At 44.3% G+C, this 22,934-nt stretch carries 17 protein-coding genes, 2 tRNA genes and 3 rRNA genes; 13 read left to right on the top strand and 9 right to left on the bottom strand.

The window, feature by feature from the left end; all coding sequences use genetic code 11:
- Positions 1-5: 5 nt before the first annotated feature.
- Positions 6-476 (top strand): GNAT family N-acetyltransferase, encoded by a 471-nt coding sequence (locus MHI11_RS00925; RefSeq protein WP_044140729.1) that lies wholly within the window; start codon positions 6-8, stop codon positions 474-476.
- Positions 477-582: 106 nt separating this feature from the next.
- A complete protein-coding gene (locus tag MHI11_RS00930; protein ID WP_235355581.1) occupies positions 583-1,662 on the top strand; it encodes a serine hydrolase in 1,080 nt (359 codons plus the stop codon).
- Positions 1,663-1,699: 37 nt separating this feature from the next.
- Here the strand turns inward: MHI11_RS00930 and MHI11_RS00935 are convergent, their stop codons facing one another.
- Positions 1,700-2,269 carry a DUF4825 domain-containing protein gene (locus MHI11_RS00935; RefSeq protein WP_044140730.1) on the bottom strand — a complete coding sequence of 190 codons (570 nt, stop codon included), beginning with the start codon at positions 2,267-2,269 and terminating at the stop codon, positions 1,700-1,702.
- A 147-nt stretch (positions 2,270-2,416) separates the two neighbouring features.
- Here MHI11_RS00935 and MHI11_RS00940 point away from each other — a divergent pair, with 147 nt between their 5' ends.
- The 3 genes from MHI11_RS00940 (at position 2,417) to MHI11_RS00950 (ending at position 4,794) form a co-directional block, all read left to right on the top strand.
- Positions 2,417-2,860, top strand: a complete 444-nt coding sequence (locus MHI11_RS00940; RefSeq protein ID WP_044140731.1) for a YbaK family protein — start codon at positions 2,417-2,419, stop codon at positions 2,858-2,860.
- Positions 2,861-2,918: 58 nt separating this feature from the next.
- Complete coding sequence (cwlD, locus tag MHI11_RS00945; protein ID WP_003217264.1) at positions 2,919-3,632, top strand: N-acetylmuramoyl-L-alanine amidase CwlD; 714 nt, start codon at positions 2,919-2,921, stop codon at positions 3,630-3,632.
- A 103-nt stretch (positions 3,633-3,735) separates the two neighbouring features.
- On the top strand, positions 3,736-4,794 hold the full coding sequence (locus tag MHI11_RS00950; RefSeq protein WP_044140732.1) for an Mrp/NBP35 family ATP-binding protein: 1,059 nt from the start codon (positions 3,736-3,738) through the stop codon (positions 4,792-4,794).
- 38 nt (positions 4,795-4,832) lie between these two features.
- Here MHI11_RS00950 and gerD read toward each other — a convergent pair whose 3' ends face one another.
- A complete protein-coding gene (gene gerD, locus MHI11_RS00955) occupies positions 4,833-5,417 on the bottom strand; it encodes a spore germination lipoprotein GerD (protein ID WP_003217144.1) in 585 nt (194 codons plus the stop codon).
- A gap of 90 nt (positions 5,418-5,507) precedes the next feature.
- Between gerD and kbaA the strand changes: the two genes are divergently transcribed.
- The gene (gene kbaA / locus MHI11_RS00960) at positions 5,508-6,110 is read left to right on the top strand and encodes a KinB-signaling pathway activation protein (RefSeq protein ID WP_041084725.1); all 603 of its coding nucleotides are present in this window, start codon (positions 5,508-5,510) and stop codon (positions 6,108-6,110) included.
- Here kbaA and pdaB read toward each other — a convergent pair.
- On the bottom strand, positions 6,103-6,867 hold the full coding sequence (gene pdaB / locus MHI11_RS00965; protein WP_044140734.1) for a polysaccharide deacetylase family sporulation protein PdaB: 765 nt from the start codon (positions 6,865-6,867) through the stop codon (positions 6,103-6,105). The two genes, kbaA and pdaB, sit on opposite strands and share 8 nt — an antisense overlap.
- 423 nt (positions 6,868-7,290) lie before the next feature.
- On the opposite strand from pdaB, the gene MHI11_RS00970 reads away from it, so the two are divergent.
- From MHI11_RS00970 to MHI11_RS01000, 7 genes are all read left to right on the top strand, one after another.
- Positions 7,291-8,839: ribosomal RNA gene (locus MHI11_RS00970) — 16S ribosomal RNA — on the top strand.
- A gap of 182 nt (positions 8,840-9,021) precedes the next feature.
- A 23S ribosomal RNA gene (locus MHI11_RS00975) occupies positions 9,022-11,952 on the top strand.
- Positions 11,953-12,013: 61 nt separating this feature from the next.
- Positions 12,014-12,129, top strand: a 5S ribosomal RNA gene (gene rrf, locus MHI11_RS00980).
- The 16S, 23S and 5S rRNA genes sit together here with 2 tRNA genes alongside, the layout of an rRNA operon.
- A gap of 42 nt (positions 12,130-12,171) precedes the next feature.
- Positions 12,172-12,246 (top strand) — tRNA-Asn (locus tag MHI11_RS00985).
- Between the two features lies 1 nt (position 12,247).
- Positions 12,248-12,320 (top strand) — tRNA-Thr (locus MHI11_RS00990).
- Between the two features lie 355 nt (positions 12,321-12,675).
- Entirely contained in the window at positions 12,676-14,118 is a 1,443-nt protein-coding gene (locus MHI11_RS00995; RefSeq protein ID WP_044139144.1) for a SulP family inorganic anion transporter, read from the top strand.
- Between the two features lie 57 nt (positions 14,119-14,175).
- Entirely contained in the window at positions 14,176-15,141 is a 966-nt protein-coding gene (locus MHI11_RS01000; RefSeq protein ID WP_044139145.1) for a bile acid:sodium symporter family protein, read from the top strand.
- Between the two features lie 39 nt (positions 15,142-15,180).
- Here the strand turns inward: MHI11_RS01000 and MHI11_RS01005 are convergent, their stop codons facing one another.
- From MHI11_RS01005 to murQ, 6 genes are read right to left on the bottom strand one after another with little or no spacing between them, the layout of a single operon-like run.
- Positions 15,181-16,428: an exo-beta-N-acetylmuramidase NamZ family protein gene (locus MHI11_RS01005; protein WP_340960189.1), complete on the bottom strand. Its 1,248-nt coding sequence runs from the start codon at positions 16,426-16,428 to the stop codon at positions 15,181-15,183.
- Between the two features lie 11 nt (positions 16,429-16,439).
- The gene (locus MHI11_RS01010) at positions 16,440-18,359 is read right to left on the bottom strand and encodes a glycoside hydrolase family 3 protein (RefSeq protein ID WP_340960190.1); all 1,920 of its coding nucleotides are present in this window, start codon (positions 18,357-18,359) and stop codon (positions 16,440-16,442) included.
- Between the two features lie 13 nt (positions 18,360-18,372).
- Positions 18,373-19,728, bottom strand: coding sequence for a penicillin binding protein PBP4B (pbp4b, locus tag MHI11_RS01015; protein WP_340960191.1), 1,356 nt, complete (start codon positions 19,726-19,728; stop codon positions 18,373-18,375).
- A gap of 19 nt (positions 19,729-19,747) precedes the next feature.
- On the bottom strand, positions 19,748-21,121 hold the full coding sequence (locus tag MHI11_RS01020; RefSeq protein WP_340960192.1) for a PTS transporter subunit EIIC: 1,374 nt from the start codon (positions 21,119-21,121) through the stop codon (positions 19,748-19,750).
- Entirely contained in the window at positions 21,118-21,987 is an 870-nt protein-coding gene (locus MHI11_RS01025; protein ID WP_340960193.1) for a MurR/RpiR family transcriptional regulator, read from the bottom strand. The genes MHI11_RS01020 and MHI11_RS01025 overlap by 4 nt, the downstream gene beginning before the upstream one ends.
- A 14-nt stretch (positions 21,988-22,001) precedes the next feature.
- On the bottom strand, positions 22,002-22,913 hold the full coding sequence (gene murQ / locus MHI11_RS01030; RefSeq protein WP_340960194.1) for an N-acetylmuramic acid 6-phosphate etherase: 912 nt from the start codon (positions 22,911-22,913) through the stop codon (positions 22,002-22,004).
- Positions 22,914-22,934: the final 21 nt, after the last annotated feature.

Here is a 22,934-nt window from a genome sequence, read left to right on the forward strand (position 1 = left end):
GTTCAATGGGGTTTAGTCAACTGACGTTCAGAGAACCCAAGCTGGATGATCTCGATAAAATCGTCTTTATGCTCGCGGATGATATGTTAGGTCAAAAAAGAGAGCGTTACACGCAACCATTGTTAGAAAGCTATATCGAAGCCTTTCATTCAATAGATGCTGATCCAAATATTGAACTCATTGTTGCGTGTGAACAGGAAGAAGCTGTTGGTGTTCTCCAATTAACCATGACGCCATTTCCTACACATCAAGGAGGATGGAGAGCTTCAATAGAAGGAGTTCGTACGGCCTCGACTCATAGAGGAAAAGGAATTGGCACGATGTTGATAAAAAAGGCTATTCAACAAGCAAGCGACCGCGGCTGTCATATGATTCAGCTAACAACAGACAAACAGAGACCGGATGCACGCCGTTTTTATGAAAAATTAGGGTTTGAAGCCACACATGAAGGAATGAAGCTGCATCTCTCCCCATGAATAAGAACACCAAGAAGCGAAGGGTTCACTTTGCTTTTTTGTGTCTTTATTTGAAATATTTGTTATATTAAATATATAAATCCTTGGTTATTTGGAAAGGAGAAACATGTTACTCAAAATCGGTCTAGTTGTCTTAGGTGTGGTCATACTTTACTTGGTGGTTGATGTCCTGTTGTATAAAAGAGATATGAAGAAAACGAAGGAAGATCTTTTGACATTTGTCACAAAAAACAAAAAGGACGTATCAGTGACAATCATTGAAAATGAAGATGTGGTATTAGATTGGAATGGTAATCAAAAAACACCACTTGCAAGTACGGTGAAATTAATGGTTTTGTTTCATTTTGTTAAAACCGTCTCTAGTGGTGACATCAAGCTAGATGAAAAAGTGGCATTGGCGGACATAGAGCGGTTTTATATTGGTAGAACAGATGGCGGTGCTCACACATACTGGCTGGAGGTCAACGATTTTTCTGAGCATGCAACTTTATTAGATGTTGCCAAAGGGATGATGCAAGTCAGTTCGAATGCTTGTACTGATTATTTGATTGATCGGTTCGGCTTAGATAAGATCAATGATCAGATGAAACAAGCAGGTCTTACAGAACATGATGAACTCATGCCGCTGACACCCAAGCTGTTGTGGTCATCCTATGTATCTAATCATCGGCGGGATGCATTAAAGAAAATGAGCGGTGTAACTGATGAGCAATACAAATCTCTGATGATTGAGATTTTTAATATCATGAAAAATAACCCAGAGCAAAAAAAGGCGTTAGAAGAAAAATTGATGAAAAAGAACTTGTTAAGCTTGCGTATTCAATCATTACTGACGCAAAAGATGACAAAGTCTACAACGAATCAATATGCACATCTTATGAAACGTCTGCAGGATGAGCTGTTAACAACAGAAGAAAAAAGTCTTTTTAGCCAAATCGTACTGGGAGAAACATTCAAAAAGGAAACAGATCAATATCTTTGGTATAAAGGCGGAGCAACATTGTTTGTTTTCACAGCTGCTTTATATCGAAGAACAGATACATCCTCTATATCCATCTCTCTTTTTATCAATGATCCGAAAGCGAACAATTCTCACTGGATTGAGGGAGTATTCAATGAATTTATGCTTACTACAGCAGTGGATCAAAACTTTAGACAACGTTTAATTAAGGCTTTTACTACATAATCATCAAAAAAACAGAGGGAGATACCCCTCTGTTTTATTATTTCTGCATTGGAAACACTTTGTATACATCTTGGCGTTTCTCTTTTGACTTCACAACTCCATCAACCAATTCCTTTTGCCAAAGTGCTGTATCGTCTTTGTAAACTTTAAAAGAGTGAGGGAGCTGTTTTTCTAGCTGTTTTCTTTTAAACGTGACGGACGGCTCGTCTTTAGAGCTCATATTAAGTGTTACTTGCTTTACGTTATCGATAAGAATAAAAAGTGCCAATGCATTATATAAGTAGTTTTTTTCAATGGTATCCTTCTTATCAAACCAAAATGTATCAAATTGTTCTTCTGTATCATTGGCATTTTCTTTCACGCCGTATGTCACTTTTAGCGCTTTTTCATCTACGATTTCATACTCGCGAATCACGTTACCTGGAAGATCTGATAAAATAGCGCCGATTGCTCCGTTGTCTCCAATATAAGAATTTTTGTGCTTAGAAAGCTGTTTTAAGGATATGTCTTCTATTCCTTTTATGTCGCTCTTCTGCTCGGTCGCGTGACTGCTGCATCCAGATAAGACGACTGTTAGTAGCAGCAGGATATACATCCATTTCTTCATTGATTTTGCCTCTTTTCCATTCTTTCTATATATAAATGTTCATCTTATCACAATTTTCCAATCCATTAGCTCATTGATTTCCATTTACTGAACTGCATGTTTTGTTCAAACCAACGAACAATACAAAGAAAAAAAGGAGTTCAGTCCATGGCAGAAGTTCTTTCATTTTATCAATTGAAAACAAAACGAGATGTCACGCTTGAAAAGAAGCTGTTGCGTACATTGTCTCTTCAACAGGTGACGGTTGCTTCCGAGAAATTCACGAAGAAGCTGTTCCCATTTGCAGACGATCCAGCTGGGATTATGAGTGATGGCTGCATCGATTTCGCCATTGAAGCTTTTTTAGCAGGTGGGAGATACGGTGAGTCGAGCAAGTACGTTGAATCGTTCGATGATATAAAGAAGCGGTCAGTTCATGAAGAAGATGAGCTGGTTGAGGAGCTAGCAGGGTGTTTGCAATCGTGGGGGAATATGTTCCGAATGGAGCGGGAGATGTCGTGTCTGTATCCATTTGCGAAGGAGTTTTTAAGCATGTGGTGGCAGGAAGGCTTTCGAGAATCAGAAAAAAGGCATAAGCTTCGACTGCACTAAGCATATTTCCAGCCCTTGTCCCATATCTATAAAATAATGGTGTATGGGAGGGACAGGGATGAAAAGAAAGCTGAAATGGACAGGGTTTTTAATCGGGTTTATTGTCCTCTTATTCTTATTCAGGTTTCAATTTCTAAATGATGATTCGTGGAAATCGTGGAACTTGCCTCTGAGCGGCAAGATCATCTATTTAGATCCGGGTCATGGCGGTCCAGATGGCGGGGCTGTAGGAGGAGAGCTGCTTGAAAAAGAGATTGCACTGGATGTATCCATGAAGATACGTGACTATTTACAGGAGCAGGGAGCGCTTGTTCTTATGACCCGCGAGGATGATTCTGATTTATCATCAAAGAACACAAGGGGATATGCCCGGAAGAAAGCGGAGGATTTAAGGAACCGTGTAAAAGTCATCAATGAGTCTGAAGCGGATCTCTATTTAAGTATTCATTTAAATGCGATCCCATCGAACAAATGGAGCGGAGCGCAGACGTTTTTTTACGGAAAGTATGAAGAGAATGAAAAGGCAGCGAAGTTCATACAAGATGAATTACGCAATAATCTTGAAAACACAGATCGAAAGGCAAAGCGGATCAATGGTATTTATTTAATGCAAAATGTGACAAAGCCAGGAGCTCTTGTGGAGATTGGGTTTCTCTCCAATCCGAAAGAGGCCGGTCAGCTGGCAACACCTAAATATCAAGATCAAATAGCCGCATCCATTTATAAAGGCATTTTAAGATATTTAACAGAGCAAAAAGAGCCGCCTGAATAAGGGGCTTTTTCCTTTTGAACACAGGCAAACAGGACAGACATTGTAAGGATATGTATGATATACTTGGATTGTAAACGAATTCAATAAAGGGTGAGGTTCTGCTATGATCGGACAAGATGATGTGAGAAAACTAGTTGGGAAGATGGACGAACCTTTCCTTCATATACCGCTTGGTGAGCTGGATGCCATCAAGGAAATCAGCCTAAAGCCTGAAAAAGAACATGTGAGCTTAAAGGTGGCTATTGCCAAAACGGGCACTGCTGAGCAGATGAAGCTTCAGCAAGACATCGTAAAAGCCTTGAAAGCAGAGGGTGCTAACACAGTAGGACTTCGTTTTGAAGAACTGCCTCAGGAAACACTTGAAAGGTTTATGCCTTCGCAAGATGAGGAAGAAAACCTGCTCAACTCTAAAAATCCTCCTGAGTTCCTTGCGATTGCGAGTGGAAAGGGAGGCGTTGGGAAATCCACCGTGTCTGTGAACCTTGCTGTAGCACTGGCTCGTCTAGGAAAAAAAGTCGGACTGATTGATGCAGATATTTATGGCTTTAGTGTACCGGATATGATGGGAATCACCGTCAGACCAACGGTTAAAGGGGAAAAAATCATACCTGTGGAACGCTTTGGTGTCAAAGTGATTTCAATGGGCTTTTTTGTTGAAGAAAATGCACCGGTCATATGGAGAGGACCGATGCTTGGTAAAATGCTAAATAACTTCTTCCACGAAGTCGAGTGGGGAGAATTAGATTACTTACTATTAGACCTTCCGCCTGGAACGGGAGATGTGGCGCTTGATATTCATACAATGCTTCCAAGCTGTAAAGAAATCATTGTCACAACACCGCATCCTACAGCTGCCTTCGTTGCTGCTAGAGCAGGCGCAATGGCACTGCAAACAGATCACGAGGTGCTAGGGGTCGTTGAGAATATGAGCTATTATGAAAGCAAAAAAACAGGTGAGAAAGAATACGTCTTTGGAAAAGGGGGCGGGGACAAGCTGGCAGAAGAGCTGCGAGTATCGGTCCTTGGCCAAATTCCTTTAAGGCAGCCTGATTGGAATGAAGATGATTTTGCTCCATCTGTCTATGATGCGAGTCATCCGACGGGAGAAGTGTATCAACACATTGCGAATAAAGTCATTGAACAATTAGCAGTAAAAGCATAATGAAAGCCCGAGTGGATGTATGTCCACTCGGGTGATGTTTAACTGCCGCTTTCTTCGCTGCCTTTTGATCCGGAATCACTGCTTTCAGATGCTGCTTTTTTAAGCTCATCTTCGAATTTCTTCTTATAAAGAGGACTGCTTAATGTTTCCGTAATAACTTTTTCTAAGTGCTTTCTGAACTCTTTGCTTTTCACCAGTTCACCGTATTTCTTTTCCATTTCAGGATCCTTGAGAATATCCATCATCAATTGCTGATAGTCAGGGTCTTTCATTAACTGTTTTAACATCTTTTCATGCTGTTGCTGCATGGATTTTGCGAAAGTCTCGGCAAATTTAGAATCCTCAAAGACCTTCTTCCAGAACTCTTTGCCTTTATCAGAAGTCAGTGTTTTCTCTATCGTTTTTTTCACAGTTTGTTCATCCATTACCAAAGCTTCATTCATTGCCTCGTCATTTAATAACTGTTGAATGGCCTTTTTACCGTCATCTGTCTTCAATATATCGACGACCATTTTCTTTGTTTCGTCATAGTCCATATTAGATGAGGATTGGGTTTTGGGAGCACAAGCTGTTAGAGATAAAAGGAGAAAACAGCTCATTATACGCAAGATGCCTTTTGACATACTGTGGCTCCTTTCGTTACATGTCTTACTTTTAATATGAATGTTTCACGTAAATTTATACATAACAATAATAGGGGTTGGGTCAATTCAATGAAAAGTCGGGATTTAGTTCGTTTTTTCTTCTCTGTGCTAGCTGTTGGAGCGGTCATTACAAGCGTGGTAGGCTTTGCGCTGGAGTGGGGGAAATATCAGAAGCTTTTTATATCGTTTGAAATTCTAGAGATCGCATCTGTATTGTTTTGGTTCATTGGTGTGGGGATGATCTTTAGTGTCATTAGTCAGATGGGGTTTGTTGTCTTTTTGACGGTGCACCGGTTTGCGTTAGAGATATTCCGGTCACATTCTTTATGGAATACCATTCAGCTGTTCCTGGTGATCTTTGTGCTGTTTGATTTAGCTTACTTGCGATTTTTGTTTTTCGGGGAGAATGAATCATTTTTTCCATACCTATGGCTGCCTGTCTTTATCGGTGTGTTCGCATTGATCGTGGCTTACTTTAAACAACAGCAGTCCTCTAAGAAAACATTTGTTTCCGCAATGTTTCTCATGGTCGTCATCACGTCGCTAGAATGGTTCCCGGCGCTCAGAGTCAATGAAGAGGACTGGCTGTATTTAATGCTATTCCCGCTATTAGGCTGTAATGCGTTTCAGTTATTAGCTATGCCGCGGTTTTCAAAGGCGAAAGCTACTTAACTTCCGATGACTTTGTTTTGGTATTGGAGATCAGTTCGCCAACCGTCACATTTTTTAAATTCTTTTCTTTAATTTGTTTCAAAATAGCTGGTAAGGCTTGAGCGGTTTGGGTTGCTGAATCTGAGGCATGGAGGAGAACAATGTCTCCGCTTTTCATTCGATCATTTACATTCTGAACAATCTGATCGACGCCCGGATTCAGCCAATCCTGTGAATTGACGCTGTAATGTACAACGGTATAACCGTACTGTGTGGCAATTTTCAATGCTTTTTCGTTAAATTGCCCAGTTGGCGGTCTTAATAGTTGAATGTCATCTAGCCCAAGCTTTTGAAATGAATTTTGTGCCCGGACAAGATCTTGCTTGATTTCACTATCTTCAAGCTGGCTATAATTTTTATAAGCATAGCCAAGGCTGCCGATTTGGTGACCGTCCTCTCTAATTTGTTTGACGATATCAGGATGACGCTCAGCCCAAGAAGCAGACAGAAAGAAAGTAGCGTTCTTTATATCGTACTCTTGAAGGACATTTAAAATAGGAACAGCCTTCTCATCTCCCCAGCCGATATTAAATGTGAGGGAGACATGTTTTGAGGAAGTCTCGCCTTTATAAATAGCTCGTGGTCCGTGTTCTGTTTTAAATACCGACAGCGGCGGTGCCTTTTGTACATAAAAAAACGTTGCAGCTGCAAGGGCTGCTACAAGAATAATGACAACTTGCTTCAGCCGTTTAATAGGCAACACATATAATCGACTCAATTCAAACACTCCTGCCTTGTCCAAGATTGTTACTTGATTGTATGCAGGACAAGGGTTTGAGATGCACAATAAAACTATTTCAAAAAAAGTTTTGAAAAGGCGTTGACCAATAGAAAGTTTTCGTGATATATTATTAATCGTCGCTGACACACGGTGACAAAGACAAAACGCTTCGGGAAATAAACTTTAAAAAAAGTTGTTGACATAAGATGAAGCGAAATGTTACATTATTAAAGCCGCTAAGAACGGCGAAGATGATCTTTGAAAACTAAACAAGACAAAACGTACCTGTTAATTCGAGTTTTATAAAAAAATCCTATGAAACATCATAGGTAGTCAGTCAAACGCTGACGAGGCAGGAAATGATCACATGCTAAGTTCGCTACATCGTGTAGCAACGCATGTGTGATATGCATCCTGCATACCTCGGAGAGTTTGATCCTGGCTCAGGACGAACGCTGGCGGCGTGCCTAATACATGCAAGTCGAGCGAACAGAAGGGAGCTTGCTCCCGGATGTTAGCGGCGGACGGGTGAGTAACACGTGGGTAACCTGCCTGTAAGACTGGGATAACTCCGGGAAACCGGAGCTAATACCGGATAGTTCCTTGAACCGCATGGTTCAAGGATGAAAGACGGTTTCGGCTGTCACTTACAGATGGACCCGCGGCGCATTAGCTAGTTGGTGGGGTAATGGCTCACCAAGGCGACGATGCGTAGCCGACCTGAGAGGGTGATCGGCCACACTGGGACTGAGACACGGCCCAGACTCCTACGGGAGGCAGCAGTAGGGAATCTTCCGCAATGGACGAAAGTCTGACGGAGCAACGCCGCGTGAGTGATGAAGGTTTTCGGATCGTAAAGCTCTGTTGTTAGGGAAGAACAAGTGCGAGAGTAACTGCTCGCACCTTGACGGTACCTAACCAGAAAGCCACGGCTAACTACGTGCCAGCAGCCGCGGTAATACGTAGGTGGCAAGCGTTGTCCGGAATTATTGGGCGTAAAGGGCTCGCAGGCGGTTTCTTAAGTCTGATGTGAAAGCCCCCGGCTCAACCGGGGAGGGTCATTGGAAACTGGGAAACTTGAGTGCAGAAGAGGAGAGTGGAATTCCACGTGTAGCGGTGAAATGCGTAGAGATGTGGAGGAACACCAGTGGCGAAGGCGACTCTCTGGTCTGTAACTGACGCTGAGGAGCGAAAGCGTGGGGAGCGAACAGGATTAGATACCCTGGTAGTCCACGCCGTAAACGATGAGTGCTAAGTGTTAGGGGGTTTCCGCCCCTTAGTGCTGCAGCTAACGCATTAAGCACTCCGCCTGGGGAGTACGGTCGCAAGACTGAAACTCAAAGGAATTGACGGGGGCCCGCACAAGCGGTGGAGCATGTGGTTTAATTCGAAGCAACGCGAAGAACCTTACCAGGTCTTGACATCCTCTGACAACCCTAGAGATAGGGCTTTCCCTTCGGGGACAGAGTGACAGGTGGTGCATGGTTGTCGTCAGCTCGTGTCGTGAGATGTTGGGTTAAGTCCCGCAACGAGCGCAACCCTTGATCTTAGTTGCCAGCATTTAGTTGGGCACTCTAAGGTGACTGCCGGTGACAAACCGGAGGAAGGTGGGGATGACGTCAAATCATCATGCCCCTTATGACCTGGGCTACACACGTGCTACAATGGACAGAACAAAGGGCTGCGAGACCGCAAGGTTTAGCCAATCCCATAAATCTGTTCTCAGTTCGGATCGCAGTCTGCAACTCGACTGCGTGAAGCTGGAATCGCTAGTAATCGCGGATCAGCATGCCGCGGTGAATACGTTCCCGGGCCTTGTACACACCGCCCGTCACACCACGAGAGTTTGTAACACCCGAAGTCGGTGAGGTAACCTTTATGGAGCCAGCCGCCGAAGGTGGGACAGATGATTGGGGTGAAGTCGTAACAAGGTAGCCGTATCGGAAGGTGCGGCTGGATCACCTCCTTTCTAAGGATATATGGAGCAGTGTGCGTTTTCGTCTTGTTTAGTTTTGAAGGATCATTCCTTCAAGACATGTCTCTAGCGAGACAGGATTGTTCTTTGAAAACTAGATAACAATAAGTAATACATTCACATTGAATGCAATGCAAAGTTCATCACACATAGTGATTCTTTCTAAAGTAAGAAATGGTTAAGTTAGAAAGGGCGCACGGTGGATGCCTTGGCACTAGGAGCCGATGAAGGACGGGACGAACACCGATATGCTTCGGGGAGCTGTAAGCAAGCTTTGATCCGGAGATTTCCGAATGGGGAAACCCACTGCTCGTAATGGAGTAGTATCCATACTTGAATACATAGAGTATGAGAAGGCATACCCGGGGAACTGAAACATCTAAGTACCCGGAGGAAGAGAAAGCAAATGCGATTCCCTGAGTAGCGGCGAGCGAAACGGGAACAGCCCAAACCAAGAGGCTTGCCTCTTGGGGTTGTAGGACACTCTATACGGAGTTACAAAGGAACGATATAAGCGAAGAGGTCTGGAAAGGCCCGCCAAAGAAGGTAACAGCCCTGTAACTGAAATGTTGTTCTCTCCAGAGTGGATCCTGAGTACGGCGGAACACGTGAAATTCCGTCGGAATCCGGGAGGACCATCTCCCAAGGCTAAATACTCCCTAGTGACCGATAGTGAACCAGTACCGTGAGGGAAAGGTGAAAAGCACCCCGGAAGGGGAGTGAAATAGATCCTGAAACCGTGTGCCTACAAGTAGTCAGAGCCCGTTAAAGGGTGATGGCGTGCCTTTTGTAGAATGAACCGGCGAGTTACGATCCCGTGCAAGGTTAAGCAGAAGATGCGGAGCCGCAGCGAAAGCGAGTCTGAATAGGGCGCATGAGTACGTGGTCGTAGACCCGAAACCAGGTGATCTACCCATGTCCAGGGTGAAGTTCAGGTAACACTGAATGGAGGCCCGAACCCACGCACGTTGAAAAGTGCGGGGATGAGGTGTGGGTAGGGGTGAAATGCCAATCGAACCTGGAGATAGCTGGTTCTCTCCGAAATAGCTTTAGGGCTAGCCTCAAGGTAAGAGTCTCGGAGGTAGAGCACTGATTGGACTAGGGGCCCCTACCGGGTTACCGAATTCAGTCAAACTCCGAATGCCGATGACTTATCCTTGGGAGTCAGACTGCGAGTGATAAGATCCGTAGTCGAAAGGGAAACAGCCCAGACCGCCAGCTAAGGTCCCAAAGTATACGTTAAGTGGAAAAGGATGTGGAGTTGCTTAGACAACCAGGATGTTGGCTTAGAAGCAGCCACCATTTAAAGAGTGCGTAATAGCTCACTGGTCGAGTGACTCTGCGCCGAAAATGTACCGGGGCTAAACGTATCACCGAAGCTGCGGACTGTTCTTACGAACAGTGGTAGGAGAGCGTTCTAAGTGCTGTGAAGTCAGACCGGAAGGACTGGTGGAGCGCTTAGAAGTGAGAATGCCGGTATGAGTAGCGAAAGACGGGTGAGAATCCCGTCCACCGAATGCCTAAGGTTTCCTGAGGAAGGCTCGTCCGCTCAGGGTTAGTCGGGACCTAAGCCGAGGCCGAAAGGCGTAGGCGATGGACAACAGGTTGATATTCCTGTACCACCTCCTCACCATTTGAGCAATGGGGGGACGCAGGAGGATAGGGTAAGCGCGGTATTGGATATCCGCGTCCAAGCAGTTAGGCTGGGAAATAGGCAAATCCGTTTCCCGTGAAGGCTGAGCTGTGATGGCGAGCGAAATTTAGTAGCGAAGTTCCTGATTCCACACTGCCAAGAAAAGCCTCTAGCGAGGTGAGAGGTGCCCGTACCGCAAACCGACACAGGTAGGCGAGGAGAGAATCCTAAGGTGATCGAGAGAACTCTCGTTAAGGAACTCGGCAAAATGACCCCGTAACTTCGGGAGAAGGGGTGCTTCTTAGGGTGTTAAAGCCCCGAGAAGCCGCAGTGAATAGGCCCAGGCGACTGTTTAGCAAAAACACAGGTCTCTGCGAAGCCGTAAGGCGAAGTATAGGGGCTGACGCCTGCCCGGTGCTGGAAGGTTAAGAGGAGCGCTTAGCGTAAGCGAAGGTGCGAATTGAAGCCCCAGTAAACGGCGGCCGTAACTATAACGGTCCTAAGGTAGCGAAATTCCTTGTCGGGTAAGTTCCGACCCGCACGAAAGGCGCAACGATCTGGGCACTGTCTCAACGAGAGACTCGGTGAAATTATAGTACCTGTGAAGATGCAGGTTACCCGCGACAGGACGGAAAGACCCCGTGGAGCTTTACTGCAGCCTGATATTGAATGTTGGTACAGCTTGTACAGGATAGGTAGGAGCCTTGGAAACCGGAGCGCTAGCTTCGGTGGAGGCATCGGTGGGATACTACCCTGGCTGTATTGACCTTCTAACCCGCTGCCCTTATCGGGCAGGGAGACAGTGTCAGGTGGGCAGTTTGACTGGGGCGGTCGCCTCCTAAAATGTAACGGAGGCGCCCAAAGGTTCCCTCAGAATGGTTGGAAATCATTCGCAGAGTGTAAAGGCACAAGGGAGCTTGACTGCGAGACCTACAAGTCGAGCAGGGACGAAAGTCGGGCTTAGTGATCCGGTGGTTCCGCATGGAAGGGCCATCGCTCAACGGATAAAAGCTACCCCGGGGATAACAGGCTTATCTCCCCCAAGAGTCCACATCGACGGGGAGGTTTGGCACCTCGATGTCGGCTCATCGCATCCTGGGGCTGTAGTCGGTCCCAAGGGTTGGGCTGTTCGCCCATTAAAGCGGTACGCGAGCTGGGTTCAGAACGTCGTGAGACAGTTCGGTCCCTATCCGTCGCGGGCGCAGGAAATTTGAGAGGAGCTGTCCTTAGTACGAGAGGACCGGGATGGACGCACCGCTGGTGTACCAGTTGTTCTGCCAAGGGCATCGCTGGGTAGCTATGTGCGGACGGGATAAGTGCTGAAAGCATCTAAGCATGAAGCCCCCCTCAAGATGAGATTTCCCATTCCGCAAGGAAGTAAGATCCCTGAAAGATGATCAGGTTGATAGGTCTGAGGTGGAAGCGTGGTGACACGTGGAGCTGACAGATACTAATAGATCGAGGACTTAACCTATATTCTAATGTGAAGCTTGAACATTGTTATCTAGTTTTGAGAGAACATTCTCTCCATCAGGTTTGGTGGCGATAGCGAAGAGGTCACACCCGTTCCCATACCGAACACGGAAGTTAAGCTCTTCAGCGCCGATGGTAGTTGGGGGTCTCCCCCTGTGAGAGTAGGACGCCGCCAAGCTTTTTGTTTATATCCTTCCAATGGAAGAAGTTACTTTATCATTCCGCAGTAGCTCAGTGGTAGAGCTATCGGCTGTTAACCGATCGGTCGTAGGTTCGAGTCCTACCTGCGGAGCCATGCTTCCATAGCTCAGTAGGTAGAGCACTTCCATGGTAAGGAAGAGGTCAGCGGTTCGAGCCCGCTTGGAAGCTTTCCTCTAAATTATAATGATTAATGTGTAAGGTTTCTCGATGATGAGAAGGCTTTTTTTGTTTGTTCTCATATATATTCGAACTAATTCACGTTGGATCACAAGTAAGCTTGCTATACGAATGAATCAATTTGCTTGGAAGCTTTGTATCAGATTTCTACTTATGCCTTTTTTCGTTCTTGATTCTTCAGTACCTTTTATGCCTACGAAAGAGACAATATCCTCTCTAACAAAAGACTCTGTACGTTCCTCTTTTTCCCCGAAAGTGAAGCATTGTTTATTTTCCTTTCTTCATCTCCAGGTTTGATTGATCTTCTTTTCTGTGTGCGGTATGTGTATAAAAAGGAGTAGATGGTTTGAAAGATTTATTTGTAAAGCAAGAATGGTTTGGACATGTGCGTCAGGATGTGCTGGCGGGTATTTTAGTGGCTCTGGCTTTAATTCCTGAGGCGATTGCATTTTCGATTATTGCGGGCGTTGATCCGAAGATTGGGTTGTATGCTTCGTTTTGTATTGCCATTGTCATTTCGTTTGTTGGTGGACGGCCAGGTATGATTTCGGCTGCTACAGGGGCTATGGCTCTGGTTATGGTTAATTTGGTAGCCGATCATGGATTGCAGTACTTGTTTGCGGCTACGATTTTAACAGGTCTGATTCAAATTGTGTTTGGACTTTGCCGAGTGTCTCGTCTGATGAAGTTTATTCCGAAATCCGTAATGGTTGGTTTTGTGAATGCGTTGGCTATTATGATCTTCATGGCTCAGCTTCCACATTTCGTAGGGGAATCGTTGGCCATGTATACAATGACAGGCGGCGCTTTGCTGATCATTTATTTATTGCCGATGGTGGTAAAGGTGATACCATCCCCTCTCATTGCGATTATTGTCATGACGATCATTGCTGTATTTGGACATATTGATGTGAGAACAGTTGGAGACATGGGAGAGCTTCCTAGTACTTTGCCTGCTTTTCTGATTCCTCAAGTACCGTTTAGCTGGGAGACACTTGCTATTATTTTTCCTTATTCTTTAGCGCTAGCGATGGTTGGTTTACTTGAGTCTCTTTTAACTGCACAGATTGTTGATGATATGACGGAGACGTCTAGTCGTAAGAACAAGGAAGCGAGAGGTCAAGGGATTGCCAATGTGGTTGCAGGGTTCTTTGGTGGTATGGCTGGTTGTGCGATGATTGGTCAATCAGTGATTAATACGAAGGCAGGCGGGCGTGGCCGTCTTTCTACCTTTGTAGCGGGTGCCTTTTTAATGGTTCTCATTTTTGTACTTGGTGATGTTGTTGTTCAGATTCCGATGGCTGCTCTTGTAGCTGTCATGATTATGGTCTCCGTTGGGACATTTGATTGGAGTTCCTTTCAGCAGTTACGAAAGAATCCGATAACAGATTCTATTGTGATGATTGTCACGGTCGTGACGGTAGTGTTAACTCATGATTTATCAAAAGGTGTTTTTGCAGGTGTGCTGCTAAGTGCGGTATTCTTTGTAGCAAAAATATCGAAGCTCCATATTTCTTCTACAGAAAGCCAAGCAGGTACTTGGATTTATCGAATTAAAGGGCAAATTTTCTTTGCTTCTGTGACTGATTTCATCCAAGCGTTCCATCAGGGAAAAGATCTCCAAGCCATTGTGATTGATCTATCTGAAGCGCGTATATGGGATGAATCGGGTGTGGCAGCGATAGAACGTGTAAAGGAAAAGTATCAAGCAGCTGGCGTACAAGTAGACGTAGTTGGAATGGATACATCAAGTCGAAATCTTGTGAAACAGGTGAATGGTTCTTCATAAGTTTTTTCTGTTTGTTACAATAGAAAGGGTAAAAAGTGAAGGATGGAGGTGGCCGGCATGCTTGTGCGTTTGAACCAAGTGCTCGGCCGGATGATGCCGCTTATTACGCCTATTAGTGTGCTACTTGGTGTTTTATTGGCGGCCTATTTAAAAGATTTTACGTTTATGGTGCCTTGGGTATTTGCCATTATGACATTTTCAGGGAGCTTGTCATCTACTTTTTCAGCTTTAAAGCATACGGTGATGCATCCATTGCCTTTGATTTTATCGTTTATGATTTTGCATGTGCTGATGCCTCTTTATGCTTGGTCAGCGGGGCATTTGATATTTGCGGGCGATTCTATGACGATCACCGGTTTGACTCTTGCGATGGTGATTCCAACAGGTGTGTCTAGTTTAATATGGGCTGCGATGTATAAAGGGAATGTCGGGTTAACGTTATCTATCATTTTAATTGATACATTGCTTTCGCCATTGATTGTGCCAGTAAGCTTGTCACTCTTCGTCGGTACACAGGTCCATATGGACATGGTTGCGATCATGAAAGGGCTGTTTGGTATGGTGGTGCTGCCCTCTATTTTAGGGATGCTCGTTCGTCAGTATGCAAAGCCATCTGTGACGAAAACAATTAGTCAGACCCTGGCTCCTTTTTCAAAATTAGGCTTGTTTGTTGTCGTATCGATTAACAGTTCTGTTGTCGCCCCATATTTGCGTGAACTGGATGCTGCATTTTTTAGCAAAGCAGCGACTGTCTTTTTCATTGCGATGAGTGGGTATGCTTTTGCATGGTTGATTGGAAAGGTAATGAAATGTACTCAAGGGGAGATTGTGGCCATTGTGTATACGGGCGGCATGAGAAATATTAGTGCCGGAGCTGTGCTTGCCATTAGTTTTTTTCCGCCTGCTGTTGCTGTCCCTGTTGTGATTGGTATGCTGTTTCAGCAAGTACTTGCTGCCTTGTTTGGTTTCTTACTCAATCGTTTTGAGCTGAAAGCGCCTGCTGTGACTAAATCTTTATCATGAAAAGACCTCCATTTTATGAGATGGAGGTCTTTTTGCGAATTAATAGATGAGATATTTCTTCCGTTTCTTTTCGAATGATTTGAGGTCGTGATGATAGCGCTTCATGATGTGTTTGACGGAAGTACCTTGATTGATTTCTTCTTTGATCCAACCATTTCCGATGAGTTTATCAAAGCTACCTGTTTGAAGGAACTGAAAGTCTTTTGGATATAAATCATGTATGGCTTTGATGATGGATAACCCTGTTTTTACCGCTTCGAATGAAGAGCGGTCTGTGACGTATAGCTGCACACCGTGTGATAGCTTCCCTGTATGTTTAGAAAAAGTGGGGGTGAATGATACGGGTCTAAATTTCACACCCTTTAGTTTTAATTGATTTAAATAATCTGCTAGCTCATTGCTATTGATATACGGAGCGCCAATGAGCTCGAACGGTTTTGTTGTTCCTCTGCCTTCAGAGACATTTGTGCCTTCAATTAATCCTGTGGCGGGATATACAAAGGTACTATCCACTGTTGGCATGTTAGGTGAAGGAAGGACGAACGGCAGCTTCGTGTCATCAAACGTCATGGAACGCTTCCAATTTTTCATTTTGATGACTGTGACATCAGCATTGATATGAAACTCTTTGTTAAAGAATGTTGCTAGTTCACCAGTGGTCATCCCATGTCTTAATGGTATTGGATAGAGCCCTACAAATGAAGCGTGCTCAGGTTCTAAGACAGGGCCTTCTACTTTTAGTCCGCCAATGGGGTTTGGACGGTCTAGGACAACAAAGGGAATGTTGTTTTCTTTCGCAGCCTCCATCGCATAGGCCATCGTGTAAATATAGGTGTAATAACGAGCGCCAACATCTTGAATATCAAACAACAGGACATCTACATTTTTAAGCATGTCAGGCGTTGGTTTTCTTGTTTTTCCATAGAGAGAGTAAACAGGAAGACCCGTTTTTTCATCGGTATAGGATTCGACGCCTTCTCCTGCCTGTGCATCGCCGCGCACACCATGTTCAGGTCCATATAGAGCAGTAAGCTTGATATTTGGATGCTCAAATAGGAGATCGACACTGCTTTTCATATTTGCATCAATACCAGTTGGGTTGGTAATGAGGCCGACCCTTTTCCCTTTTAACCATGAAAGATTGCCTGAGAGTAGTGTTTCGATCCCAGTTTTGACTGTTGCTTTTTTTCCTTTTGTATCTGTTCGTTCTTGGCTTGCGGGGGAGGCGGCGGTCAATGTGCTCATCATGAGAATGCTTGCGAGTATGAAGCTTGCTGTTTTTTTCAAGAGAATCCCTCCTATTTGATCTGTTTCCCTTTCAAGTTGAGTCCATAGCCGAATGGATACAGGGTTTGATTTGGATGAGTGACAGATGGGATATCTACAGGCAGTTTGCCTTTAGGTGATGCAGTGCCAAATATGACTTCTAACCCAGCAGGAATATTTGGCTGGTTGAATTGTCCGTTTGAGTAGCCCTTAAAACCGTAAACAGCTAGTAAGGCATCCGCCTCCTCAAAATTTGCAGCATCGTAAGGGTTTCTTAGGCTCATGATGACCATTTTTTTGTTTTGTGCTGCAGCTTCTTTCATGACAGCACGTGGGAAAGTAGTAGCCCATTTTTTCGGGTCCTGTACATTGTCATCAATCACACCATCATTCACAGCTGGGTCATTTTGGACAACGTATGAGCCAGTAATCACATAGTCAGCATCTTGTATGAGTCTGGCTGTTTCTTTGTTGAAAGTCTTTTCCGCAAAAGCATATGATTGGATACGTACAGGTTTGATCTTTTTTTGTTTGATCAGAGAGTCAATTGTGACAGACATGGCTTTTGTTTGATCTTCGTAAGGTGCCATGACCAAGATTTTATCATTCTTTTTAGGCTTGAAGGGTAGGGTCTTATCGTTGTTTTTAAGCAGGGTGATCCCTTCACGCGCCATTTTTTGTTCTGCTTTCCGGTGCGATTTTTTCCCAACGACTTGAGTGGCTTTTTTGATTTTTTTCTCAAGGGTGATAGGTTTTTTGGAAGAAATGATGCCTCGTTTGATCTTCAATTGAAGAATTTTTTCAACAGATTCGTTGATTTGAGACATCGGAATTTCTTTCTTTACAATTGCCTGTTTTACAGCATTGAACACATTCTCAAGGTTTTTCTCAGTTTTAAGAGAGGTGACTGGTGCTGGCATGAGGGCGATGTCGACGCCAGCCTTAATGGCCATCACTACGGCTTCTTCCTGTCCGAAGTTATCTGCAATCGCTTTCATATTTAGGGCGTCTGTTACGACAACTCCTTGAAAGCCCATCTCTTCTTTTAATAAGTGTGTGATGACTTTTTTCGATAAGGTTGCTGGAACCATAATGTCCTCGCCATCTTTTTTGCTTTTATATGTTGTATCATCAATGGCAGGAAATTGAACATGAGCGGTCATGACCATATCCGCACCAGCGTTGATCGCTTGTTGAAACGGATACAGCTCCACCTTTTTAAGACGATCTAGGTCATGTTCTACGAGCGGCAAGCCGTAGTGACTATCGACGGCTGTATCACCATGTCCCGGGAAATGCTTGAGTGTCGAAATAGTCTTCTCCTTTTGAAGTCCCTTCATGGTTTGAAGGCCAAGCCTAGTGACAAGAGCAGGATCAGAGCTAAAGGAACGGACACCAATGACGGGGTTGTTTGGGTTATTATTCACATCTAGCACAGGAGAGAAGTTTGTATTGATCCCCAGTGCGTTTAATTCTTTGCCGATGATTTTGCCTGTGTCGTATGCATTTTTCTTGCTTCTAGAGGCACCAATCGACATATTTCCTGGGAAATGTGTTCCCTTTTGTAATCTTGTGACGATTCCACCTTCTTGATCAATTGAAATGAGTAATGGAATCTTTGGTGATGCTTTTTGAAATTCATGGGTGAGTTTGACGGTTTGTTTCGTATCAACGACATTCTCCGCAAATAAGATGACACCACCTAGATGATATTTTTCTACAAGATGGGATACTTCTTTATTCATCTTTGTTAAGCCTGTAGGTGCGGATTCATCTTTTGTTTGCCAATTACGAAAGTCTGGCATAAGCATTTGACCTATCTTTTCATCCAAAGACATGTTTTGTACCATTTGTTTTGCGGTTGGAAGAGGGGCAGAGCTAACCTTTTCCGTTGGAATGGAAGAGGTTAGCAGAGCTAAAACCAAAGCAGCGGGGAAAAGTGCTTTTAACATCGAATTCCTCCTTTTACTTAAAAGGTTCGTAGATGGCGGTCATGATGCTTCCATAAGTGCCAGTTGGGAAAAGGTCACCTTCAAATTGATTTGGGTTGGTTTCAGGTGAAACGACAGGCGAATGTTTCTTATTTGTCAGCAAGACGATACCTAGATTATGTTTTGGATCAATCAATGTCATCGTTCCGGTCCAGCCAGTATGTCCATAGGCTTCGTTACTTGCATATTTTCCAAACATCCATTCCATGTCAGTATGACCGTTTTTTCGCCAGCCTAGCCCGTATGTTGGGTTTGTATCAGAAGAGGCTGTAAAGAGATCGATAGAAGCTTGATCAAAGATGGTTGTTTTTCCATAGCCTCCTTTGTTCAGCATGAGCTGGAGCAGCACGGCCATGTCTGATATGTTAGAGAAAAGTCCAGCATGACCAGAGATACCTGCCATTGAGTAGAATGCTTTTTCATCATGGACTTCGCCTAGCAGGGTGTACCTGCGAATGTTTTCAAAATCAATGACACCATCTCGCGAATTACCTAAACGTTCGGTTGCTGCAAAATGCTTCGGCTTAAATCCTTTTTGCAGTGGATTGAACATTGTGTGCTTGAGACCTAGCGGCCGATAGATCGTCGACTCTACATATTGATCAAGAGGCATGCCTGTTTTTTTCTCAATGATCATGCCTAACAGCATGTAATCAATGTCACTATAAATGTGCTGGGTGCCTGGTTTGTATTGCAGAGGCACCTTCGGCAGCCATTTCATCGTTGTCTTTCTATCTTGAGAGAAAAAGGTGGCGGCTGCTTCTTTGCTATAAAATAAAACACTGGAAGGGAGTCCGGCAGAATGGGTCAGAAGATCTTTTACACGGAGCTGATCTTTGCCGGTTACCTTTGCATCTGGTTCATCTTTAAAATCTGGCAGGATGGCTTGTATTTTTTCATTCACATTCAGTTTTTTCTCGTAGACAAGCTTTTGCAGTGCATAGTTGGTCGCATACATTTTGGTATTGGATGCTAAGTCGAACAGAGTATTCTTTTTCATTTTCTTATATGATTTGAGTTCCGTTGTGCCTTCGTATTTTTGCCTGTAGCCATAGGCTTTTTGATGGACGATTTTTCCGTCTTTGATAATGATGAGTGCGGCTCCTGGAAATCCTGCTTTGATATCGTTTTGAATCATGTGATCAACCTTCCTAAGCTGCCTAGAAGAAAAACCAACTTGTTCCGGTCGTTTTGCCTTTTTTAAGACGGGGTATTCTTCAGGTGCTGTTTTAGACAAAGACGATACAGGATGGGAGCTAGTTGCAAATGTTTGTGCTGGTAATCCAAGGAGCATGAGCAGACTTGTCATTAAGAGAAAGTATTTCTTCAAGAGTTAGCCCTCCTATTGCTTATTTTTCCTCAAATTCAACAGCCATATCATCATGAAAACCAAATAAGTATGTGAAAATAAATCCAGCGACATATGCAATAAAGAGTCCGATTAAGTAAAGAAGCATTTGATGTGCGTGAACAATAAAGGTTAATGGGAGACCTGATACACCAATCGCCTTCGTTGCAATTTGGAAGTAGGCTTGAAATGCACCGCCGATTCCAGCGCCAAGACAAGCGGTGAGAAATGGTCGTCCCAGCGGGAGTGTGACACCGAAAATGAGTGGTTCACCAATGCCAAGCATCCCTGAAGGAAGTCCACCCGCGATGGCTCTTTTGAGTTTTTTCTTTTTTGTTTTCATATAAATGGCGAATGCCGCACCTACCTGTCCTGCACCGCCCATAGCGAGAATCGGCAAAAGCGGGTCATCTCCTATGGAATTAATGAGTTCCATATGAATCGGTGTCAGTCCTTGGTGAAGTCCTGTTACAACAAGTGGAAGGAAGGTCGCACCAAGAATAAATCCAGCGAAGATTCCGCCCATATTTAATAGATAAGTTAATCCTGAGGTAATGGCATCCGATATAAATCCGCCGACTGGCATGAAGACAACGTACGTAAAAATGCCTGTAATGAGTAGTGTGATGGTTGGTGTGACGATGATATCAAGTGATTGCGGGACGAAGCGTCTGATTCTTGTTTCCACAAGTGCCATAAAGATGGCGGCTAGAAGAACACCGATAAGTCCGCCTCTGCCCGGTAGAATATTTGTGCCAAATAGCATAATGTCTGCGGAGGCTGGGTTAATAATGAGGATACCAGCTAATGCGCCTAATGCAGGAGAGCCCCCAAACTCCTTTGCGGCATTTGTTCCGACTAATATACCGAGATATGCGAACAAGCCTGAACCAATAACGGTTAAAATGATCGCTGCTTGAGACTTTCCATCAAGCCAACCCGCTTGCACGATTGCTTTTGTAATCCCTGTAATAAGACCTGATGCAACGAGTGCTGGAATGATAGGAATAAAAATGCTGGCAATCCGTCGTAAGAACAGCTTGAACGGTGTGCGGTTCTTTTGTGAAATGGCTTGCTTGTTTTTTTGTGCTTCGTTGTTTAAATCATAGGAGCCAGAGTCATTTAGCAGTTGTTCAAACGCACTTGATACTTGGTTGACAACACCAGTACCTAAGATAATTTGTAGCGTTTCTGCCTCAACGACTCCAATGACGCCATCGAGTTCTTTGATTGCATTGATCTGAACTTGTTCATTGTCAATCGGTGTAATTCGGAGACGCGTCATACAATGTGTATGGGAAGAGATGTTTTCAGAACCACCACAGAGAGAAAGAATGTCTTTCGCCAACTGCTGATATTTCGTTTGATGACTCATGTTGAATCCCCCTTTGATTTTCGTTTCATGGAGCGGATGGCATGTCTTGTTTTGTCAATATATTGCGCCGTCTCTTGATATTGACGGGAAGCTAAGCTGAGGAACAAGACATCAATTAAGTAGAGCTGTGCCATTCTAGAGGAAGTGGCTGCACTGCGAAAAGGTGCTTCATTGGAACCGGACGTCGATAGGTGAACGTCACATAAGGCAGAAACGCTTGTTTGACCTGGATGTGTCAAGGCAATGGTTTTCACTCCATTGTCTTTTGCGAGCTGAAGGGCTTGAATGATGTCTAACGTTTCTCCTGAAAAGGATATACCGAACACGATGTCATTCTTTCCGGCATTTGCGATGACCGTTGATGCGATGTGCATGTCAGTGAAGGCAGTCGCTGCATAATTGATTCTGAGAAATTTCTGCTGGGCATCCGCTGCGACGATGCCAGATGCACCGACGCCGATGAAATGGATTTGATTTGCACGCAGCAGTAATTGAACAGCCTTTTCTAATGCCTCTGCATTTAAAATAGAAGCGGTGTCCTTAATCGATTGAATCGAGTTTCCTGCTGTTTTTTGAATAATGGATTGAAGCGGTTCATCTTGTTCGATATCACGGTAGCCTTGTTTATCGCTATGCATCAAGTCCCCAGCGATTCGCATTTTTAAATCGTGATAGCCATCTAGCCCGAGAGATTTACAAAGGCGGATGACTGCAGAGCTGCTTGCACCGGCTGCCTGACTGATCTCGTGTACTGTGCTCTTAATGACTTTGTCAGGATGGGCAAGGATATAGTCTGCAATGATTTTTTCAGATTGGGGGAGCTTTGCTTTCATTGTGTGTAGTAGGGTGAGTCCACCTGCTGACATGAGCACTGCCTCCTTTAGGATTGATGATGTGCGATGGCTTTGTCGATATGACCATTCGTTTTGTTGAGTAAATCCTTGGCTGTTTTCTTGTCTGTGTTTGTTTGAAGCATGACGATGGCGGTTTTGATTTCTAAGTCTGCCGCTTCAAGCGTTTTCACGGCTTGTTCGTAGGAAGCGTTTGTCACATGTTGAATGATGGTGATGGCGCGTTCTTTTAATTTATGATTGCTGACTTTTACATCAACCATCAGGTTTTCATATACTTTTCCTTGTCTGATCATGACAGAGGTGGAAAGCATATTTAAAATCATTTTATGAGCGGATGCGGCTTTCATTCGTGTTGACCCTGTGATGGCTTCTGGTCCTACAATGACTTCAATGGCGCAGTCTGCCAGTTCGCTAATTTTTGCTTGTTCATTACAGCTGAGGGCTACTGTTTTTGCGCCGATGGATTTAGCGTAGTTTAAAGCGCCGATGATGTAGGGTGTCCTACCGCTGGCGGCGATACCGACGACTGTATCTTTTGATGTCAGGTGAATGTGTACTAAATCCTGTTTGCCGGCTTCTTCACTGTCTTCCACATCTTCGGCAGCATGTGAAAAAGCAGAGTCTCCGCCTGCCATGATGCCGACAATCACATCAGGTGAGACGCTATAGGTAGGGGGACATTCGACAGCATCCATCACGCCAAGTCTGCCGCTTGTCCCGGCTCCTAAATAAACGAGTCTGCCCCCATTTGAGATGGATTCATAGGCGAAGTCACTTGCTGTTTTGACATGTGGTAGGACACGGTTGACTGCTTGAGCGACCTTCATATCTTCTTCATTAATCATTTGGAGCATTTCGAGTGGATCTGCTTGTGATATTCCCATTGTGTTAGGATTTCTTGATTCTGTTGTCAAAGAACGCAATTGAGATGGCTGCATGCGACATTCCTCCTTATTTCT

It is taken from the genome of Bacillus sp. FSL K6-3312, assembly GCF_038007485.1.
GTDB lineage: Bacteria > Bacillota > Bacilli > Bacillales > Bacillaceae > Bacillus > Bacillus pumilus.